Raw genomic sequence first — 20,577 nt, 5'->3', positions numbered from 1 at the left:
CGCAGTCTGTTTGGTATTTAGGCAAGGCAGAGCCTATGTGGTGTGGTTATTCCCCATAAATAGGCGATAACGCAGCATCAATGCCAAACAGGCGCTGCCCGAAGGGTTCTGCCTAGGGGCGATTTACTCTTTGTTGCTCGGTTTTTACTTAGCCCACTAGGTTACAAACCTCGCGCCGCGATTAAACCACCCTTGGATTGAATAAACTTTAATCCTGAAAGACCAACAGACCCTAGTCAGATTTGATTTAGGCTGTTATACTGTGCTATTCACTGCGTCACATTATTCTGGTTAGCCTTTGAGCAAACTCCATGATGACGCCTGTTGTATCAACTTATCAGAGTGGAAGAAACAATCTCTATGGATCCAACTCCTCAGTCACAATTAAAACTTCTGATTCAAAAAGGTAAAGAGCAAGGTTACTTAACTTTTGCAGAAGTTAATGATCACCTTCCACAAGATATTATCGACTCAGATCAAGTAGAAGATATCATTAGCATGATTAATGACATGGGTATCAAGGTTAGCGAAAACGCGCCTGATGCCGATGAATTAATGATGCAAGAAACCACGACAGACGAAGACGCAGCGGAAGCTGCCGCTGCAGCCCTTGCTACTGTAGAAAAAGAAATTGGCCGTACAACTGATCCTGTTCGCATGTATATGCGTGAAATGGGTACTGTTGAACTTCTTACCCGTGAAGGCGAAATTGTTATCGCTAAGCGCATTGAAGAAGGCATTAACCAAGTTCAAATTTCGGTTGCTGAATACCCAGAAGCGATCACTTACCTACTTGAACAGTGGGATAAGTTTGAAGCAGAAGAGATGCGCCTTAGCGATATTATCTCTGGCTTTTTCGATCCTGATGCAGAAGAAGCACCACCTATTGCTGCCACCAACATTGGTTCTGAATTAAGTGAAAAACAGCTTGATGACAGCGACGATGATGACGATGACAGCGATGATGAAGACGAAGAAGAAGTAGATACAGGTCCAGATCCTGAAGAAGCGCGCATCCATTTCGAAAATTTACGTGATTTATACACCAAAGCACGTGAAACATTCGATAAGAAAGGTCGCTCTCATCCAGAGTCTCAAGCCGCTATTTTAGAAATCGGTGAGCTGTTCAGAACCTTTAAACTCGTGCCTAAACAGTTTGATCGCATGGTTAATAACATGCGTGAAATGATGGACAGAGTTCGCGTTCAAGAACGTCTTATCATGAAGCATGCAGTTCAAGTTTCAAAGCTGCCAAAGAAAACCTTTGTTAAGCATTTTGCAAACAACGAAACTGACACAGCATGGCTTGATATTGAAATTGCAGCAAACGAAAAGCATTCAGCTAAACTTGAAGAAGTGAAGCCTGAAATACTTCGCTGTATTAGCAAACTTACTTCAATGGAAGAAAGCACAGGCTTAAGCATTGAACGTATTAAAGATATAAACCGTCGCATGAGTATTGGTGAAGCGAAAGCGCGCCGTGCTAAAAAAGAGATGGTAGAAGCAAACTTACGTCTTGTAATTTCAATCGCTAAAAAATACACCAACCGTGGTTTACAGTTCTTAGATTTAATCCAAGAAGGTAACATTGGTTTGATGAAAGCGGTTGATAAGTTTGAATACCGTCGTGGTTATAAGTTTTCAACTTATGCTACGTGGTGGATCCGTCAAGCAATTACGCGCTCTATTGCTGACCAAGCAAGAACAATCCGTATTCCAGTACATATGATTGAAACGATCAATAAATTGAACCGTATTTCACGTCAAATGTTACAAGAAATGGGTCGTGAGCCAAATCCAGAAGAATTAGCTGAACGCATGATGATGCCTGAGGATAAAATCCGTAAGGTACTTAAGATTGCAAAAGAGCCAATTTCAATGGAAACACCAATTGGTGATGATGAAGATTCGCACTTAGGTGACTTTATCGAAGATACGACTATTGATTCGCCAATCGATTCGGCAACAATGGAGTCTCTTCGTGGCGCAACTAACGACGTGCTCGCTGGCTTAACAGCCCGTGAAGCGAAAGTACTACGTATGCGTTTTGGTATTGATATGAATACCGACCACACGTTAGAAGAAGTAGGTAAACAGTTTGACGTAACACGTGAACGTATTCGTCAAATTGAGGCGAAGGCACTGCGTAAATTACGTCACCCTTCTCGCTCTGATTTACTGAAAAGCTTTTTAGACGCTAAATAATCTAGCGTTACATTATAAGTTAATTTAAAAGGCCGCAGTAGCGGCCTTTTTTCTATTTCAAGGAAATAAACATGGCTTGGATCCAAATCCGTATCAATGCCAATGCTGCAACTGCTGATGCAGTCAGTGACCTATTAATGGAAGCAGGCAGTGCTTCTGTTACTTTTATTGATGCTAAAGATACGCCTATCTATGAGCCTAAAATTGGCACTGTTGTATTTTGGGCTGACACCACAGTAATTGGCTTGTTCGAAGCTAATCACGATATGAACGCAGTGGTTGCGTTATTAAAACGCCATGATGAGCTAAAAGACAATTTAGTTTACAAAATTGAGCAACTCGAAGATAAAGACTGGGAACGTGAGTGGATGGATAACTTTCACCCTATTCAATTTGGCGAAAAACTCTGGATTTGTCCAAGCTGGCGCGACATTCCAGACCCAGACGCAGTCAATGTACTACTTGATCCTGGTCTTGCTTTTGGTACTGGTACACACGCCACTACAGCACTGTGTTTAAAATGGTTAGAAAGCCAAGACTTAACTGGTAAAACCGTGGTCGATTTTGGCTGTGGCTCAGGCATATTGGGTATTGCAGCAATAAAATTAGGTGCTGAGCGCATGATTGGGATAGACATTGACCCACAAGCGCTGGAAGCAAGCCTAGATAACGCTAATCGCAATGGTGTTGCTGACAAGCTTGAAGTGTACCTTCCAGAAAATCAACCTGAGTTTACTGCTGACATTGTAGTGGCAAATATTTTAGCGCAACCACTTCGTGAGCTTCATAGTGTTATTTTAGGGTTATTAAAGCCAGGCGGTAAAATTGCCATGTCGGGCATTTTAGAAGAACAAGCACAATCGGTTGCTGATATATATGCGCCCTTTATTGAGCTCGATGAAATTGCCATTGAAGGCGATTGGACCCGAGTAAGTGGCATTAAAAAAGCATAATAGTGCGTTATTAAAAAATTTAGAGTATTAACTCAAAAGTCGTATCTAAAGCCTGTATTTAACAGGCTTTACTATTTTTTTACATAATAAAAAATAAAGGTTTTTTATTATAAAAACAACGACCGTTCAAAATTCACACAAATAAACCGCTTCGTCATACGGTTATCAAATGTCAATACGAAAAGAGCAAAAAAAAGTCACTTTTGTTCAATTTATAGCCTTTGATTTTTGCGCAAAAAGCCGTAAACTTAGCGCCCCTTGAAAAGAGGCCTATTGAATATCGTGCGTATCGGTTCATACCAACTTGAGAATAATGTCATTGTCGCGCCTATGGCGGGCATAACGGACAGACCATTTAGACAGCTATGTCGTCGTTTAGGCGCTGGCCTTGCTGTGTCTGAAATGCTGTCGTCTAATCCGAAGGTTTGGAAAACCGAAAAGTCGATGAACCGAATGGATCATTCTGGTGAGTCGGGTATACGTGCGGTGCAAATTGCAGGAGCAGACCCTGAGCTTATGGCACAGGCCGCACAATTCAATGTTGCAAACGGTGCACAGATCATAGATATCAATATGGGGTGCCCAGCAAAAAAAGTGAACAAGAAACTTGCAGGCTCAGCCTTATTACAGTTTCCAGAACTCGTAGAAGAGATTATTGATGCCGTAGTAAACGCGGTTGATATACCTGTGACACTTAAAATCCGTACTGGATGGGATCAGGACAACCGTAATGGTGTAGAGATTGCAAGAATAGCTGAACGTTATGGCATTGCATCACTGGCTGTACATGGTCGCACGCGCGCATGTATGTATAAAGGTGATGCTGAGTACGCCACAATTAGGGATATAAAACGTTCAGTGTCGATACCTGTCGTTGCTAATGGTGATATTACATCACCTGAAAAAGCAAAGCAGGTTTTGGACTATACGGGTGCAGATGCCATTATGATAGGTCGAGCCGCCCAAGGTCGCCCTTGGATATTTAGGGAGATAGACCACTATTTGCGAACTGGTGAACATATGCAGCCACCTGCTATTGCAGAGGTGCGCAGTATTTTAATGGAGCATTTAACCAACCTCCATATGTTTTACGGTGAGCCAATGGGAGCACGAATCGCTCGCAAACATGTATCTTGGTATTTGCAAACCCATGACAGTGACGGTCAGTTTAGGCGAGTATTTAATGCGCTCGACAATTCAGAGGCACAGGTCGTCGCATTAGAGCAATACTTTAAAACACTAGCAGCTAACTAAGAAAGAAAGAGACTTTATAATGTTCGAACAAAACGTGACTTCTCCATTTATCACTAACCCTCATGTTCAGTCACACGAGAAACCGCAGCCATTGCGTGATGCAGTGAAAAAAGCTGTTCACCACTACTTAAAGCAGCTTAACGGTCAAGATGTGCAAGACGTTTACGACCTTGTTCTTTCTGAGCTAGAAGCGCCATTGCTTGAAGAAGTAATGACTTACACACGTGGCAATCAAACTCGTGCGGCAATTTTACTAGGTATCAACCGTGGTACTTTACGTAAAAAGCTTAAAAAATACGGTATGAACTGATACCAGCTATATTGAAACCGTAATCATTCTAACGAGCTAAATAAGCCCCTAATTGCGTTAAAAATTTTTTATGTAGAATAACTACACAGCAAAATTTTTGCCTTGTTATTGACTTATTTCTCTGTCGTTATAATTGCTTACTAATCCAATACAGCTGGTATAAAGTATTTTGAGTAAAAAGCACCTTAGGGTGCTTTTTTTATTTGTAAAATTTATTAACGAAATTGCAAAATGCTCACGCTTTATGGGTCGTTATAAGTCGTTTTTTAAGTCGTAATCAGTTAAAATACGCGCTTCTAAGCTAGCTCATTAACTGAGGAAATCAAACTACAATGGATACACATCGTCCTATACGTCGCGCACTTTTGAGTGTGTCAGACAAAACCGGTATTGTTGAATTTGCCCGTGCACTAGAAGCACAAGGTGTTGAAATACTCTCAACTGGCGGCACGTGTAAACTACTTGCTGATAATGCGATTAAAGTTACCGAAGTATCAGATCACACCGGACACCCTGAGATCATGGATGGTCGCGTAAAAACCCTACACCCAAAAATTCATGGCGGTATTCTTGCTCGTCGTGGCCAAGATGAAGGCGTAATGGCAGATAACAATATTTCTGCTATCGACATCGTTGTAGTTAACTTATACCCCTTTGCGAATACTGTCGCTCAAGAAAACTGCAGCCTTGAAGATGCTATAGAAAACATCGATATTGGCGGCCCAACGATGGTACGTGCGGCAGCTAAAAATCACAAAGATGTGACGATTGTTGTTAACGCAAACGACTACGACCGTGTTATTAGCGAAATGCAAAATAACAATGGCTCAACAACCTACAAAACTCGCTTTGACTTAGCTATTGCAGCGTATGAGCATACAGCGCAGTACGATGGCATGATTGCTAACTACTTCGGTAAAATGGTTCCTGATTACACAGAGGAAGCTGCTATCGATACTAAGTTCCCGCGTACTATCAATATGCAATTCACTAAAAAACAAGATATGCGTTACGGTGAAAATTCGCATCAAGATGCCGCGTTTTATGTTGAAAACGACATCTCTGAAGCGTCAGTGGCGACAGCCACTCAACTGCAAGGTAAAGCATTATCGTTTAACAATATTGCCGATACAGATGCCGCACTTGAGTGTGTTAAAGAATTTGATGTACCGGCGTGTGTTATTGTAAAACATGCTAATCCATGTGGTGTTTCAATTGGCGAAAATATCTTAGAAGCATACGATCGCGCTTTTAAAACAGATCCAACGTCAGCGTTTGGCGGCATCATTGCTTTTAACCAAGAGCTTGATGCCAATACCGCACAAGCGATTGTTGAACGTCAATTTGTTGAAGTTATTATCGCACCAAGCGTTAGTGCAGAAGCGGCTCAAATAGTCTCGGCTAAGCAAAATGTTCGCTTATTAGAGTGTGGCGAGTTTTCAGCTAAAGGCACAGGCCATGACATTAAACGCGTTAATGGCGGCGTTCTAATTCAAGACCGTGATTTAGGTATGGTAACTCAAGGCGACTTAACGGTTGTTTCTAAGCGCCAGCCTTCTGAGCAAGAACTTAAAGACTTACTGTTCTGTTGGAAAGTGGCTAAATTTGTTAAATCAAACGCCATTGTTTATGCCCGCGACGGTATGACTATTGGTGTTGGCGCAGGCCAAATGAGCCGCGTTTACTCAGCTAAAATTGCCGGTATTAAAGCCGCTGATGAAAACCTTGAAGTAAAAGGCTCGGTAATGGCATCAGATGCATTTTTCCCATTCCGTGATGGCATTGATGCTGCAGCCGCAGCAGGTATTACCGCGGTTATTCAACCGGGTGGTTCAATGCGCGATGAAGAAGTAATTGCTGCCGCTGACGAAGCCGGAATGGCAATGGTGTTTACCGGTATGCGCCACTTCCGTCATTAATCGCATAAAGAGCTAACGGGTTCAGTTAGCTCTTTTTGTTTGCACCAAATTCACGTATTCTGCTTATTCTATAACCATGACTAACAATTATAATGTGAAGGATTAGACGATGAAATTTGCACTAAAATCTCTACTGGTTGCCACACTGTCATTAAGCTCAACAATGGTATTGGCACACAACCATGGCCACGACTCAGCATTAACAAATGCAGTTAAAGCAAGCGAGCGTAGCAGTGAGCGCGATCAATACCGCAATCCTGTAGAAACACTCGAATTTTTTGGCTTTAAACCATCTATGACCGTGGTAGAAATTGCCCCAGGTGGTGGTTGGTACAGTGAAATTTTAGCGCCAGCGCTGAAAGAGCAAGGCACCTATTATGCTGCGCACTTCCCTGCTGATTCATCGGTTGGTTATTACCAACGTTCTCTTGCTGGCTTTAAGGCTAAAATCGCTGAAGATGCCCGCTTTAGTCACGTTAAACTCACTGAGTTTGCCCCTTCTACACATTTAGATATTGCTCCTGCGGCTAGCGCCGATATGGTACTGACTTTTCGTAATGTCCATAACTGGTACATGAGCAAAGATAAAGAAGCTGCAAGCAATGCGTTTAAGTCTTTTTACAAAGCACTTAAACCTGGCGGCACTTTAGGTGTGGTTGAACACCGCCTACCAGAAGAGCAAGATGATGAGATGCAAAAATCATCAGGTTATATGAAGCAAAGTGTAGTTATTGCACTTGCTGAACAAGCAGGTTTTGAACTTGAAGCAAAAAGCGATATTAATGCAAACCCTCTTGATACAGCCGATCACCCTAAAGGGGTATGGACCCTTCCACCGAGCCTTAGACTTGGCGAGCAAGATGCCGCTAAATATAAAGCCATAGGTGAAAGCGACCGTATGACGCTGAAATTTAAAAAACCGCTTTAAATAGGATATTCGCCATGAATGTATTAGTCATTGGCAGCGGCGGCCGCGAACACGCACTTGCGTTCAAAGCCGCTCAAAATACAAAAGTAAACACTGTTTATGTTGCTCCAGGTAATGCGGGCACAGCCCTTGAGCCAAAACTTGAGAACGTAGCAATTAACGTTGAAGACCTTGATGGGCTACTTAGCTTTGCCCAACAAAATAATGTTGAGCTAACCATTGTTGGCCCTGAAGTGCCACTAGTATTAGGGGTTGTTGATAAGTTCCGTGAACACGGCTTAGCTATTTTTGGCCCAACCGCGGGAGCGGCACAGCTTGAAGGGTCTAAATCGTTCACTAAAGACTTTTTAGCACGTCATGCTATCCCAACCGCTGATTACCAAACGTTTGAACAAATCGCCCCTGCGCTTGCCTACTTAAAAGAGAAAGGCGCACCGATTGTTATTAAAGCCGATGGTTTAGCGGCTGGTAAAGGCGTTATTGTTGCCATGACCGAACGCGATGCTGAAGAGGCTATTCGCGATATGCTTGCGGGTAATGCCTTTGGTGACGCCGGTAGTCGTGTAGTCATTGAAGAGTTTTTAGAAGGTGAAGAAGCGTCGTTTATTGTCATGGTTGATGGTAAAAACGTACTGCCGTTTGCAACCAGCCAAGACCATAAACGCGCTTACAATGGCGATCAAGGTCCTAACACCGGTGGTATGGGTGCATACTCACCAGCGCCTGTAGTAACCGATGAAATTCATCAGCGCATTATGAACGAAGTGATCTACCCAACGGTAGAAGGTATGGCTAGCGAAGGCCATCCGTACACTGGCTTTTTGTATGCAGGCTTGATGATAGATGAGACAGGTACACCAAAGGTTATTGAATATAACTGTCGTTTTGGCGATCCTGAAACACAACCTATGATGCTACGCTTACAATCAGACTTAGTTGAATTGATTGAAGCTGCTAACCGTGTAGAGCTTGATAAAACCACCATTGAGTTTGATTCACGCGCTGCAGTAGGTGTTGTTTTAGCCGCTAAAGGCTACCCTGATAACTACCCGAAAGGCGATGCTATTAGTGGCTTGAAAGTAACTTACCCTGAAGGCGAAAAAGTCTTCCATGCAGGGACTAAGCAAGACGGCGATAACGTAGTGACTGCCGGTGGTCGTGTACTGTGTGCTACTGCACTGGGTAATACAGTTACACAAGCGCAGCAGCGTGCCTATAAACTGGTTGATGAAATCAACTGGGATGGCATGGAGTACCGTACTGACATTGCTTATCGCGCAATTGCTCGTGAACAATCATAACGATTGATAACTAACGAGTAAATTTTATAAAAGCGCAGATTATCTGCGCTTTTTACTGCTACACTATAAAAAAGTAATCTGGACATAGATTAATATTGGAATTTAAAACTTTAAGCTATCATGCCATCACGCTATACCATAGATAAAATAACCTCTGTTTACCTCGATCATGCGTATTACATAGACAAAAGCAAAACACAAAGTTTTGCAGAAGTAATGACCAAGCAGGCGCTATTTACACAGCAAGAATTTAACGATATACCTTGGAGCTTTGAACAGCAAAATTATTGGTTACGCCTCGATTTAGAAAATAAAAGCAGCCAACAAGAAGATGTGGTTACCCACTTTGATAACCCGATGGTAGATCATCTCACCATATATCGGCTCAATAAAAGTATCAGGTTGCCCCTCATTTATTGAAGTTTGAGCTGACTGAATCGGCGTTTGTCGAAAATCAAGATGCGTTAGTCACCTTAGTTGGTAAACTCGCCACACTGGGCGTTAAGGTGGTGTTAGACGACTTTGGTACTGGTTATTCATCACTTAGCTACTTAGTTAACTATCACTTTAATAAACTTAAAGTAGATAAGTCGTTTGTGTATGATTTAACCGATAACCGGGCTCATCAGGTCATTGTGCAAATAGCCATAGATATGGCGCATAACTTGGGCCTTACTATCACGATTGAGGGCGTAGAAACTCAAGAAGTTCACCAGCTGCTCAACACCATGAAAGCTGACCGTACCCAAGGCTATTTGTACGCAAAAGCACTCTCTTATGATAATTATTTAGACTTCTTGAACAGCCAATACCGCCTAAAAATGTTAAGCTCCCCTTTTTAACATCTTTGGGGCCAAGTAAAGATGCAAGGTACACTGCGCAAATTAAAGTCGAGCTTAACAGAACCCGTTCAATATCATTTACCTGTAGGTGATGAACTGGTTGATTTAAATGCTTTAATAGGTAAACAATTGACTCTCACTTTTAGTGGCACAATTTTGTGTTCTAACTGTGGTAAAAAAACAAAAAAAAGCTATTCTCAAGGGCATTGCTTTGTATGTATGCGCAAGCTTGCAAGTTGCGACATGTGTATCATGAAACCTGAAACCTGCCATTACGATCAAGGCACCTGTCGCGAGCCACAGTGGGGTGAAGAAAACTGCATGATCCCGCATTATGTGTATCTAGCTAATACATCAGGGTTAAAAGTAGGCATTACTCGCTACACCCAAATACCTACCCGTTGGATTGACCAAGGGGCAACCCAAGCATTACCTATTTTTAAAGTACAAACTCGTTTACAGTCGGGCTTAGTGGAAGTGGCGCTCGCGCAGTTTATTGCTGATAAAACCAATTGGCGCAATATGCTCAAAGGACAAAACGACGCTCTTGATTTAAAAGCAGCGGCTGCTGAGCTTATTCCACAAATTAGCGAAAAACTAACCGAGCTGAGTGAATTATTTGGCGCAACCGCTATTGAACAGCTTGACCAAGACGTTGTGAATCTTGATTTTCCTGTAAGCGAATACCCAAGCAAAATCAGCTCATTTAACTTTGATAAAAACCCCGTTGTTAGCGGTATTTTACAAGGCATTAAAGGTCAGTACTTAATTTTTGATAACGGCGTTATTAATATTCGTAAGTTCACCTCTTATGAAGTGAGTGTAGACTCAGAATAATCTTTTGCTGCTTGGTTATAAAATGCTATCCACTGCTGCTGCGTTAATGGATGGCAATAATAATAGCCCTGAATAACATTGCAGCCTATTTCGACTAAGTGTGCCTCTTGCGAGGCATGCTCAACGCCCTCAGCAACCACATCCAATCCTAAACTTGTCGCCATGGCTATAATGGCCGCCACAATTTGGCTATTGCCATACTCATCAGGAATCTTAGCAATAAAGCTCGCATCAATTTTTAATGTGTTAAACGGTAATTTGGTTAAATAACTGAGTGCAGAATACCCCGTACCAAAATCATCCAGTGCAATATGCACGCCCAGCGCTTTGAGCTGCTGTAGTTGCTCTTTTGCCTGTGAAAACGAGCTAATAAAGCTGCTTTCGGTCAGCTCAATTTCAAGTAAGCTGCCAGGTAATTGGTAACGAGTAAGCATCGCTTTAATATTATCAGCCAACTTACCTTGGCTTAAATGACACGCAGATACATTAATCGCTAAACGTCCGGCATCAATCCCCTGCGCTTGCCAAAGGGTTAACTCTTTACCTGCTTGGTTTATAACCCATAAATCTAAACGCACCACTAAACCTAGCTCTTCAGCAAGCGGAATAAACTGCGCTGGTGAAATAGTACCTAAATCAGAGTCGTGCCAACGCAGTAGTGCTTCAGCTCCCATAATCAACCCTGTTTTTGAACATTGCTTAGGCTGAAAATAAAGCTCAAACTCATCATTTTCGAGTGCATGCTGAAAGCGGCTCATCATCGCTAAGCGCTCAAGGGAGCGGGCATTCATTGACGGTTGAAACAAGTGAAACGAATTGCGACCGACATCTTTTGAGCGATACATGGCAATATCAGCATGCTTTAATAATGTTTCACTGTCTAAGCCATCATATGGATAAACAGCCGCCCCTATGGACGCAGTAACACCAACCTCAAAGCCTTCAAGCTTAAACGGTGTATTTAAGTGATTTAAAATACTCTCAGCAAGGGTGATAGCACCTTCTACATTATTTATTTCGCATAATACAACAAACTCATCTCCCCCTAATCGCGCCAGCGTATCACCCTCATTTAAGCTATTGATGATGCGCTCTGATACTAATTTTAATAGCATGTCACCGGCATTATGACCTAAGCTGTCATTCACCTCTTTAAAACGGTCAAGGTCAATAAACATTACCGCTAGCATCTGTTTATCTCTGTGCACTGAGGCCAGTGCCATAGAAAGTCTATCGTTAAATAAACGCCGGTTAGGTAAGCCAGTTAGCTCATCAAAATACGCTAACTGCACCACTTTTTCTTCTGCGCTTTTTCGCTCAGTTATGTCACTAAAAATAGCGGCGTAAATCACCTCACTATGACTTGGCTCTTTTATTTCTATAATACTGAGCCACTCAATATAAATATCGCCAGATTTTTTACGATTATGAATTTCCCCCTGCCATACCCCTGTTTTGGCAAGCGAATCCCACATTTTTATATAAAAGTTTTTATCATGACGCCCTGAACTCAACATATTGGGTCGCTTACCAATCACCTCATATTCTTTGTAACCGGTTAAATGGGTAAATGCAGGGTTTACTTGCATAATCACTCCATTCGAGTCGGTGATCATGATGCCATCTAGGGAGGAGTCGATAATTTTATTGGCTAAAAATAAGTTACGCTGTGAGTGCTGCAATGCAATATCACGCTGCTGAAGTACTTTTTCAAGCTCACAACAATAAGCCGTTTCAATTTCATTAATTAAGTTTTCAAGCGACAACACGCCATTAATTTGATTATTTTCGCTAACCACTAAATGCCGAATATTACTTTCCGACATCAACCTGTAAGCATCAAAAAGGCTGTCTTGGGGGCTTATCTGATAAAGGGGGCGACTGGCTAAATCCCAACAAACAAGATGATTATGCTGCTCGGTGATGAGCTTTAGTAAGTCGCGCTGGGTAATAATGCCATGAACATTTTCATCCTCATTAAACACCAAAATCACTTTCTCTGCGTATTCACGCATCATGCTCACCGCGTCATTGATTGCCAATGAACTCGGTACTATCCGTATGTTTTTATTATATTGATCATTAATAGGTCTAAATTGTAAGTAATGCTCTAGCCCTTGATTGTTTACAATATCTGTAATGCTGATCACGCCGCTGGGAATGTCATTTGTATCGGTTACTAACAAATGCCTTACACCCTGCTTATTAAACACCATGGCCGTCTCGGTTAATAATTGTTGACTGGGCACACTTAATACAGGGCTCGACATAACGCTTTCAATCGCTAACTGCCTAAGTGAGCGATTAGAAAAGTTAAGTGTTAAACAATCGGTTTCAGTCCATACGCCTATTATTTGTTGCTGTTGTTTTACAAAAATAGCGCTAACATTATGCGCTCGCATTAGTTTCACCGCTTCAATTAAAGGGGTATCCTTAGCGCAGGCGATCACCTTATTGGTAAAAACATCGCATACTTTTTGATAGCGGCTAGTGTGAGGCATTGCTTCTACTTCCAAAATTAAACCAATTAATGACTATAAATTATTCAGTAAAAAACAATTTGATTTAGGACAATAGATGAGCATCAGTTACCCACAAATTATTATTTATAATGATGAAATTGAGCTAATGGAGCACGCCAATGATTTACACGACTTTATTTACACTATGGAAGCAAGTGAGCAGCAAAAAGTTATTATTTTAGATAAGGTTAGTGGCTATCAAAGCTTAAGCGGCCATTCGCTCACGGCGCTCAGTGCAAGCCAATTAGCAGAGCTAGTAAAAGAATATTTAGCAAAAGAAGGGCAATGCTGCTTAAGTAAAATAGAGCAGCTAACTCCAGATCAGGCATTCAGGTTACTCGCCGAAATCAACTAGCGCTTTAACGTGTGCAATCGCGCTGCGCCCGAGTGCCGACAGTGAGTATCCTCCCTCTAAATAAGAAATAATTCCTAAACAATGATGCTGTTGGCTAAATTGCGCTAACTGCTCAGTAAGCCATATATAATCACTTTCAACAAACTTAAGACTGGCCATGTCATCTTCTAAATGTGCGTCAAATCCCGCGCTTATAAAAAGCAGTTCGGGCTTAAATTCTGTTAATTTTGGTAGCCATTGTTGCTCATAAAGTGCTTTTAAATCAGCACCATCACTAGCTATCGGTAAAGGTGAATTTACCAGTGTGGCATTATTTTTAATGGCGGTATTAGGATAAAATGGATATTGAAATAACGAGCACAGCAACACATTTTCATCATCCATAAAAATATCTTGAGTCCCATTGCCATGGTGTACGTCAAAATCAACAATGGCAATGCGTTTTACCCCTTTGCTTTGTGCATATTTAACTGCAATCGCAAGGTTATTAAACACACAAAAACCAGAAGAGCTATTTCGGTTAGCGTGATGCCCTGGCGGGCGTACTGAACAAAACGCAGCGTCTAACTTACCCTCTAAAATCTCATCAACAGCGAGTAACCCTGCTCCGACTGCACGCTCAATGGCCTTTAAAGAGTCGGGGCATAACCACGTATCTCCATCAAGATCGCTGAGCCCTTCGTTTGGGATCATGTCTTCTACATGCTTAATATGCTGCTCACTGTGCGCCAATAAATAATGTTCGCGCAGTGCTTTAGGGGCTTGTTTTTGCTCTATAGCCACATCCAGTCCACTAGCAAGTAAACGGTCATTAATCGCATCTAAACGCTCTGGGCATTCTGGATGATCGTCAATCATTTTATGTTTACGACAGTGAGGATGAGAAATAATCGCAGTGCGCATAGCTAACTCCAAATATAAGTTGCTTAACGAGTATAACAAAGCCACCTTGTAGTGGCTTTGCGACTTTGGTTGATACTAAACGACTATTTAACTAAAGTTATGGTTATTTAGCTTTTAAGTCGAGATTTCTAAAATCAAAGCTAAAATCGGTTACCTGCGTTGAAACTGCATTCATTTTCGCTGATTCTACGCGGTTATCGGCGCTCATAGAAAAGCGAATAAAGGCATCTGCCTCTAATAACTTTTCATCCCACTTCACAATAAAAGTATTACCTGTGTAATGCTTCAGCTCACCTTTAAGGCGTTTTGTATGGGTAAAATCAATGCGTAATTTACCATCTAGTTCTTCAACAATTACATCGCCATACCAATCATCATGTAATGTACCGGTGTAGTTTATATTAGGCAATTGCGGTTGAATATCTGTTGGCGCTTTTGGAGCGGCGTTAGCATAGGCTTTTTCTTTACCTGCAAAATGCTTTTTAGCTAACTCTTCAACCCAATCTTTATCTTCAAGCTCGAGTACATCTTCAAGTACTTCATGAGTCACTGCCGATAATGCAGAAAATGCTTGTTGGTTGCTTAATATCACGATCCCCACGTTTTTTTCTGGTAGTAAAGTCACCTGCGATACCATACCTAAAATGCCGCCACCATGTGCCAGCTTTTTAACGCCGTGGTAATCTTCTATACTCCAACCTAATCCGTAACCTCTAAATTGTTGATGATACGCTTTATAGGCACTTTTAGATGCCATTGACGTAATATGTGGATGCCACATTTGTGCTTGCTGCTTTTCACTAAATAACTGCTCGCCATTAGGCATTTTGCCACCAGCAAGTTGAGTACGTAGCCATTGGCTCATATCGTTTACGCTTGATGCAATGGCGCCTGCCCCTCGAAAGTCTTCAAGGTAATTAACAAAAAAAGGATGCAATTTGCCATCCATTGGGATGTGTCCAATCGCCCAGTTTTTGTTATTTTTTGCGATACGCGAAAAGCCAGCGCGCGAGTTAGTCATGTTAAGTGGCTGTAGAATATTTTTTTCAATGTAGTCGTTCTAGCTCATCCCCGATATACGCGCAACAACTTCACCAGCGGTAACAAACATTAGGTTGTTGTAAGCATATTGGCTACGAAAACTGCTCGCGGGTTTTAAATATTTCAGCCCAGATAAAATATCGGCTACCGATTTATCGGTACTTGGCCAAATCATTAAATCGCCTTGACCAAGCCCTAAACCGCTACGATGACTAAGTAGATCGCGTATGCGCATTTCACGAGTAACGTAAGAGTCGTACAATCTAAACTCAGGAATATGGTCAATTACGCGGTCATCCCAGCTTAACTTACCTTCATCCACCAGCTTAGCCAATGCTGCACTGGTAAATGCCTTGGTATTTGAAGCAATGCCAAATAAAGTGTCTTTATTCACCTTGCTATTCGTATCAAGGTTGGCAACACCAAAGCCTTTAGCGAATACGACTTTGTCATTTTCAACAATGGCAACGGCCATTCCGGGTACATCAAAACGTGTCATTGAGGCGTTGATCACCTCTGAAATTTTATCGGTATCAACCGCTGCAGAGCTCGTAAATGCCCAGCCAGCCAATAATGCGGCTGTGGCTAATTTTTTTAGTTTCATAGTGTTACCTTAGGTTATTATTTTTGTTTAGTCTTGATGAACCGCAAATTCTATTTCGGCGCGCGCTTTATTAGTATCTTGCTTACTTGGGTAAGCTAAAATGCGTTGACTGTAGTGTTCGGGTACGCCCGCCTCAAGTGCGCCGCGGTATACATGCTGCACGTACCAATCATAAGGTAGCAGTGTGTCGTCATGTGTGTTTGCGATGTAGCAGTGTACATTAATGTCACCGTCATCTAGAAGGCTCACGGTTAAATCAACACAGTCGTAATTAGGGCCTTCAATTTTATCTAAGATCTCTTTTTCGGCTTCATTAAGCTGATACACCACCCCATATACCACAGCATCGGGTTCATTGGTGGGCACAATAGTGCATTTACCTGAACCATCTGAAAAGGCCATATTAAAGGTTAACTTATAGCCCTTTAAAAGTGCCGTACCCACACGTTTTGCATTAGGTAAACGTGCCAATAAACGATTAGATGACATATTAGAGCCAAACGAAAAATTATATAACGCCATACTATTCCTTCTTTAAATAACAACTCGCACAGCCAGTGCGATTAAAATAATGCCAATGCCGCGGTCGAACCAATAACCACTTTGCTGAAAAAAATCACGTACACGCGCTTTTGATAACAATAGCGACAAAATAGAAAACCAAGCCCAGGTAGCAAGCGCCATATAAACGCCGTATCCCATTTGTATTATTACCGGCGTAGTTGGGTTAATCACTAAGGTAAACAACGACATAAAAAATAACGTAGCCTTAGGGTTAAGTGCATTGGTAAAAAAGCCACGTCGAAACGCGCGCCATGGTGACTCAGCTGCAAGGCTGGGTTTTGCAGCCGGTTCTGATGAGGTATTTGTAGGTTTAGCGGCGCGCAGTGCCTGCACGCCTAAATACGCTAAATACGCGCCCGCTATATATTTAAGCGCCATAAACAACGCAGGTGATTGAGTTAACACCAGCGCAACTCCCAATACACAATAGGCTATGTGTAATAAAATAGCCACACCAACACCGGCACTTGTCCATAACGCATTGCGCCTGCCGTGTTGTACACTTTGTTTAAGGACTACCGCAAAGTCGGGCCCAGGGCTTGCCACCGCAAAAAAATGAGCCACTGCAATTAATAAAAATTCATCGATATAGTTCATACTTAACTGGCTTGCTCTGGCGAAATAGCCTGTAACAATGGGTTAGCCGATTGATTAATCAAGGTTTTTATTTCTTTTTGCGCTTTTTTAAATTGGCCTCGTAAATGCGGTTTTAAATGTTTTTTAGAGTGTTTATCTTGCTTAAAGTAGCTCACTAACGCATGCATAAATACGGTATGCGTTTCACTGAGCGTCGCTTCGCGATTTGCATACGGGTTATAACATGAGCCACAGCCACCTTTAAACTGGTACACGGTATTGCTCATCATTACCCCAAAGCCTAAAAAACACGCTAAAGCATCAGTGGCTTGCGGTAAATACTCTTTACCACCTGGGGGTAATACCCCTACGTGATGAATTAATATGGTGGCAAGCGTACCGGCAAAACTCGCCACTAAATCTTGCGGTTGATTAATTTGATTAGGGTTAAACGACACATTAATAGTATGACTGGCTGGTACTATTAAATGACACTCTTCGCCACGTAAATGCTGACTAAATTCAAAGTGTGGAAACACCTGTGGTTGTAATTGTTGCGGTGCAACCAAGGTTACTGGCCATTCATTCATACCAGCGTATTGCTTAACACGCGCAAACACTTTGCTGGCCATTTCCTCAATACTTGAAACCGAGTCAGGAAAAAACTCAACCGTTGGTAAAATAACTTGGCTGTGTTTGGTAAAAAAATCCAAATCAAAGTTTTCTGCTGCCCAAATAAAGGTATCAATCAGCCATTGTTGTTCTTGTTCTGCCAATAAGGGCTTTGATTTAAATAGAGCTAACATAAACTACTCTTGCCCCTTCGCCCATTGCCATGCTTGTGTATTGTATAAAGGCACCGTAGAGAGCGCATGATGATGACTGCCCGTAGACTCTTTCGTTGAGTATGATAAATATAATAATGTATGTGTTTTAGCATCATAAATACGGCGCACTTTTAATGACTTAAACAAAATACTCTTAGATGATTTAAACACGACTTCACCGGATTTACTGCGGTCGATAGACTGTAATTGGTCTGGCGTTATTGGCCCCGTTTGACGACAGGCAATCGACATATCTGAGGGGTCTGAAAAATCTAAATTCGCCTCAATATGGCTAATATGACAGGTTACACCGGTCACTAGCGGGTCTTGCTGTGAATTAACCACCACATCTTTAGTGGTAAATAGCCCAAGACTTACTGAAGCAACATCATCAGAGCACCCTGCAAGCCCTGCTAAGCATACAATTAAACCACCCATTTTGAGATACTTCATAGCAAGTCCTTCGTTCATATTAAAAATTAAGTTACGCCTTATACTAAACGCTTTCACCGCGATAAAACAAATTTTATCCACCAACTCAATACTGTAATGGTTTAAAGGGTATTTCGCAGCAAGATACACAATAAAAAAGGCACGGCCGATGGAGTGCCTTTGCAAACAAATACAGCTAAAGGTTATTAAAAGCTATATTGTGCACCTAGATAATCATAACGACCGGCACCGCCGCCGTAGCCACTATAAAAGTTACCACGACCACTTGGGTAAAATGCCCCTTTGTCGTCAAATACATTGTTAATACCGCCAAATACACGTGAGTCACTTTTATCAGTCAGTGCCAGAGTGTAAGACGCTGATAAACTATGCTTTAAAAATAAGCCATAATCTTGATACGCAAGTGGCTCTGGGTTTGCAATACAACCGGCATCGCCCGCAGCACAGCGCTCATCGTTTGCAGCAACATACTCAAGGTAGTCTTTCTCATCTTCTTGGCTTGCTTTAAACGCGCCTACGTAATTTGTACGCCAGCGGATAAGTAAATCATCCATTTCCATACAATCGACATAGCGGCTTTATCTTTTGAGCGCCCATAACCTGCATACTGTGAAGTAACACTGTTACCATCTAACCCTTCATAGGTTTGCGAGTTTTCAATAATGTGATTGTAATCAAGCTTAAATGACAAGTTGCCATAGCTGCCGATGTCATATTTGTAAGTTGCAACGACATCGTAACCGCGCGCAGTTAACTCATCCAAGTTATATTCACGCTGTAGAGTTTTTACAATGTTACCTTCGTCGTTACGGGTAATATCGTTACAGTATTCGTTATCACTGCCCCACGCAGCCTCTGAGTCATAACATTCGCGCATGATGTTTTCGTTACTTATTTCATCAATTGCAATTACAAATACCAACTGGCTTGTGTGCTCTTCGTATAAGTCACCACAAATTGACATAAAACGTATCAACCAAAAATATTTGCCATAATAAATCTAAAATTAAACACGCTACAGGTCTTGTAATTGCTTAAATGAGTTTATTGCTAAAAATATGTTCAAGCCACATTTTTAAAAATTAAGCGTTATGGGGTTAGCGTGTACAAACCCGTTTGGTATAATTAAATAAACCAATCTAAAGAGGATACGTTAAATGCCACACATTATTATTGAACACTCAGAAGATCTGCCTTTACTACCTCAAGTTCTTGTGGAAAAAATCCATACAACAACGTTTGAAAGTGGCTTATTTGATTTAGAAACAATAAAGACTCGCGCTATTGCTTATCAGCATTATCAGTTAGGTGTGGGTAAAGAAGGGTTTATTCATATTGCGGTGCATATTATGGCTGGTCGTTCCATTGAGCAAAAGCAACTACTAAGTGAGCAATTACTAGCCTGCTTGCAAACGTATTGCAGAGCCTCTGACAGTTTAAGCGTAAATATTTACGAAATGGATCACGAGATTTACCGTAAAAACTAACCGCCATTACAACATCATAGTTATAGACAAGAGCGCTATAACTATGATGATTTCCTCGCTCAACTGATTTTTTAATTAAATCGTGTTTAAAGCGTAAACTTACCCAGTAAATCCCTTAAAATATTCGATTCTTTATTTAAACCGTTACAAAGCTGCTCTGACTTTTTCATATTTTCTTTGGTTTGCTCTGCCGAATCGGAAATCATCACAATATTTTGGCTAATTTCTGAGGTTGCTAGTGTTTGCTCTCGCGTTGCAGTAGCCACTGAGTTGTTTAACTCGCTTAGTAGTACAATTTCCTGTGACATACCATTTAATGTATGGCCGGTTTCTTTTAAGCGCTCGGCATTTTCTAGGGTGTTTTTGCTGCCCAATTCAATCGCTGTTACCGTGCTTGACGCTTTAGCATTTAACAAATCAATCATCTCATTAATTTGCTCTGTAGACTCCGCGGTTCGTTGCGCAAGCGTTCTTACTTCGTCAGCAACTACCGCAAAGCCACGGCCCTGCTCACCCGCTCTCGCCGCCTCAATAGCCGCATTTAACGCCAATAAATTAGTTTGCTCGGAAATCCCTTTAATTACATCCAATACATGAGAAATTGATTTAATCTTTTATATGTTTGAGGTAATCAATAAATTTACCTCGGCTTTGCGCATCTTCATTATTATTCATCCATTGCTGCACAAATAAGTT

General features: G+C 41.6%; 19 protein-coding genes and 3 pseudogenes. 12 read left to right on the top strand and 10 right to left on the bottom strand.

The window, feature by feature from the left end:
• Positions 1–360: 360 nt before the first annotated feature.
• From rpoD to CWC30_RS01565, 10 genes and pseudogenes are all read left to right on the top strand, one after another.
• Complete coding sequence (rpoD, locus tag CWC30_RS01610; protein ID WP_028835594.1) at positions 361–2,205, top strand: RNA polymerase sigma factor RpoD; 1,845 nt, start codon at positions 361–363, stop codon at positions 2,203–2,205.
• Between the two features lie 71 nt (positions 2,206–2,276).
• On the top strand, positions 2,277–3,158 hold the full coding sequence (gene prmA / locus CWC30_RS01605; RefSeq protein ID WP_008114871.1) for a 50S ribosomal protein L11 methyltransferase: 882 nt from the start codon (positions 2,277–2,279) through the stop codon (positions 3,156–3,158).
• Positions 3,159–3,440: 282 nt separating this feature from the next.
• Positions 3,441–4,412, top strand: a complete 972-nt coding sequence (gene dusB / locus CWC30_RS01600) for a tRNA dihydrouridine synthase DusB (protein ID WP_171034673.1) — start codon at positions 3,441–3,443, stop codon at positions 4,410–4,412.
• Between the two features lie 19 nt (positions 4,413–4,431).
• A complete protein-coding gene (gene fis / locus CWC30_RS01595) occupies positions 4,432–4,722 on the top strand; it encodes a DNA-binding transcriptional regulator Fis (protein ID WP_002957804.1) in 291 nt (96 codons plus the stop codon).
• 332 nt (positions 4,723–5,054) lie between these two features.
• Positions 5,055–6,641 carry a bifunctional phosphoribosylaminoimidazolecarboxamide formyltransferase/IMP cyclohydrolase gene (gene purH, locus CWC30_RS01590; RefSeq protein WP_138626247.1) on the top strand — a complete coding sequence of 529 codons (1,587 nt, stop codon included), beginning with the start codon at positions 5,055–5,057 and terminating at the stop codon, positions 6,639–6,641.
• Positions 6,642–6,750: 109 nt separating this feature from the next.
• Positions 6,751–7,569 carry a class I SAM-dependent methyltransferase gene (locus CWC30_RS01585; protein WP_036980256.1) on the top strand — a complete coding sequence of 273 codons (819 nt, stop codon included), beginning with the start codon at positions 6,751–6,753 and terminating at the stop codon, positions 7,567–7,569.
• Between the two features lie 14 nt (positions 7,570–7,583).
• The gene (purD, locus tag CWC30_RS01580; protein WP_138626246.1) at positions 7,584–8,870 is read left to right on the top strand and encodes a phosphoribosylamine--glycine ligase; all 1,287 of its coding nucleotides are present in this window, start codon (positions 7,584–7,586) and stop codon (positions 8,868–8,870) included.
• A 120-nt stretch (positions 8,871–8,990) separates the two neighbouring features.
• Positions 8,991–9,290: a 7TMR-DISMED2 domain-containing protein gene (locus CWC30_RS01575; RefSeq protein ID WP_138626245.1), complete on the top strand. Its 300-nt coding sequence runs from the start codon at positions 8,991–8,993 to the stop codon at positions 9,288–9,290.
• Positions 9,263–9,712: pseudogene (locus CWC30_RS01570) on the top strand (EAL domain-containing protein); the annotation flags it as partial. The gene CWC30_RS01575 and the pseudogene CWC30_RS01570, both read left to right, overlap by 28 nt.
• Before the next feature lie 21 nt (positions 9,713–9,733).
• Complete coding sequence (locus CWC30_RS01565; RefSeq protein WP_138626244.1) at positions 9,734–10,549, top strand: DUF2797 domain-containing protein; 816 nt, start codon at positions 9,734–9,736, stop codon at positions 10,547–10,549.
• Here CWC30_RS01565 and CWC30_RS01560 read toward each other — a convergent pair.
• The gene (locus tag CWC30_RS01560; protein WP_171034672.1) at positions 10,522–13,050 is read right to left on the bottom strand and encodes an EAL domain-containing protein; all 2,529 of its coding nucleotides are present in this window, start codon (positions 13,048–13,050) and stop codon (positions 10,522–10,524) included. The two genes, CWC30_RS01565 and CWC30_RS01560, sit on opposite strands and share 28 nt — an antisense overlap.
• A gap of 76 nt (positions 13,051–13,126) precedes the next feature.
• Here CWC30_RS01560 and CWC30_RS01555 point away from each other — a divergent pair, with 76 nt between their 5' ends.
• Positions 13,127–13,426, top strand: coding sequence for a DUF4144 family protein (locus tag CWC30_RS01555; protein ID WP_069439807.1), 300 nt, complete (start codon positions 13,127–13,129; stop codon positions 13,424–13,426).
• Here CWC30_RS01555 and CWC30_RS01550 read toward each other — a convergent pair.
• From CWC30_RS01550 to CWC30_RS18565, 8 genes and pseudogenes are all read right to left on the bottom strand, one after another.
• Positions 13,406–14,329 (bottom strand): histone deacetylase family protein, encoded by a 924-nt coding sequence (locus tag CWC30_RS01550; protein ID WP_138626242.1) that lies wholly within the window; start codon positions 14,327–14,329, stop codon positions 13,406–13,408. The genes CWC30_RS01555 and CWC30_RS01550 overlap by 21 nt on opposite strands.
• Before the next feature lie 103 nt (positions 14,330–14,432).
• Positions 14,433–15,974 (bottom strand): annotated as a pseudogene (locus CWC30_RS01545) (serine hydrolase).
• Positions 15,975–16,001: 27 nt separating this feature from the next.
• The gene (locus tag CWC30_RS01540) at positions 16,002–16,496 is read right to left on the bottom strand and encodes a gamma-glutamylcyclotransferase family protein (RefSeq protein WP_036980263.1); all 495 of its coding nucleotides are present in this window, start codon (positions 16,494–16,496) and stop codon (positions 16,002–16,004) included.
• Positions 16,497–16,508: 12 nt separating this feature from the next.
• Positions 16,509–17,135, bottom strand: coding sequence for a LysE family translocator (locus CWC30_RS01535; protein ID WP_138626241.1), 627 nt, complete (start codon positions 17,133–17,135; stop codon positions 16,509–16,511).
• A 2-nt stretch (positions 17,136–17,137) separates the two neighbouring features.
• Complete coding sequence (locus CWC30_RS01530) at positions 17,138–17,920, bottom strand: hypothetical protein (protein ID WP_138626240.1); 783 nt, start codon at positions 17,918–17,920, stop codon at positions 17,138–17,140.
• A 3-nt stretch (positions 17,921–17,923) separates the two neighbouring features.
• Positions 17,924–18,394 (bottom strand): CreA family protein, encoded by a 471-nt coding sequence (locus tag CWC30_RS01525; RefSeq protein ID WP_013465976.1) that lies wholly within the window; start codon positions 18,392–18,394, stop codon positions 17,924–17,926.
• A 185-nt stretch (positions 18,395–18,579) separates the two neighbouring features.
• Positions 18,580–18,948 carry a hypothetical protein gene (locus CWC30_RS18570; RefSeq protein WP_249929809.1) on the bottom strand — a complete coding sequence of 123 codons (369 nt, stop codon included), beginning with the start codon at positions 18,946–18,948 and terminating at the stop codon, positions 18,580–18,582.
• Positions 18,909–19,358, bottom strand: a complete 450-nt coding sequence (locus CWC30_RS18565) for a hypothetical protein (RefSeq protein WP_249929808.1) — start codon at positions 19,356–19,358, stop codon at positions 18,909–18,911. Before CWC30_RS18565 ends, CWC30_RS18570 begins: the two co-directional genes overlap by 40 nt.
• A gap of 193 nt (positions 19,359–19,551) precedes the next feature.
• On the opposite strand from CWC30_RS18565, the gene CWC30_RS01515 reads away from it, so the two are divergent.
• Positions 19,552–19,881 carry a 5-carboxymethyl-2-hydroxymuconate Delta-isomerase gene (locus CWC30_RS01515; RefSeq protein ID WP_013465979.1) on the top strand — a complete coding sequence of 110 codons (330 nt, stop codon included), beginning with the start codon at positions 19,552–19,554 and terminating at the stop codon, positions 19,879–19,881.
• 86 nt (positions 19,882–19,967) lie between these two features.
• Here CWC30_RS01515 and CWC30_RS18560 read toward each other — a convergent pair.
• A pseudogene (locus tag CWC30_RS18560) lies at positions 19,968–20,483 on the bottom strand (methyl-accepting chemotaxis protein); the annotation flags it as partial.
• Positions 20,484–20,577 lie beyond the last annotated feature (94 nt).

Source organism: Pseudoalteromonas sp. S4741 (assembly GCF_005886135.1).
In the GTDB taxonomy this organism is placed as follows: Bacteria; Pseudomonadota; Gammaproteobacteria; order Enterobacterales; family Alteromonadaceae; genus Pseudoalteromonas; species Pseudoalteromonas tetraodonis.
Note: the sequence above shows the minus strand (reverse complement) of the source record. Positions and strands in the feature narration are given on the sequence as shown.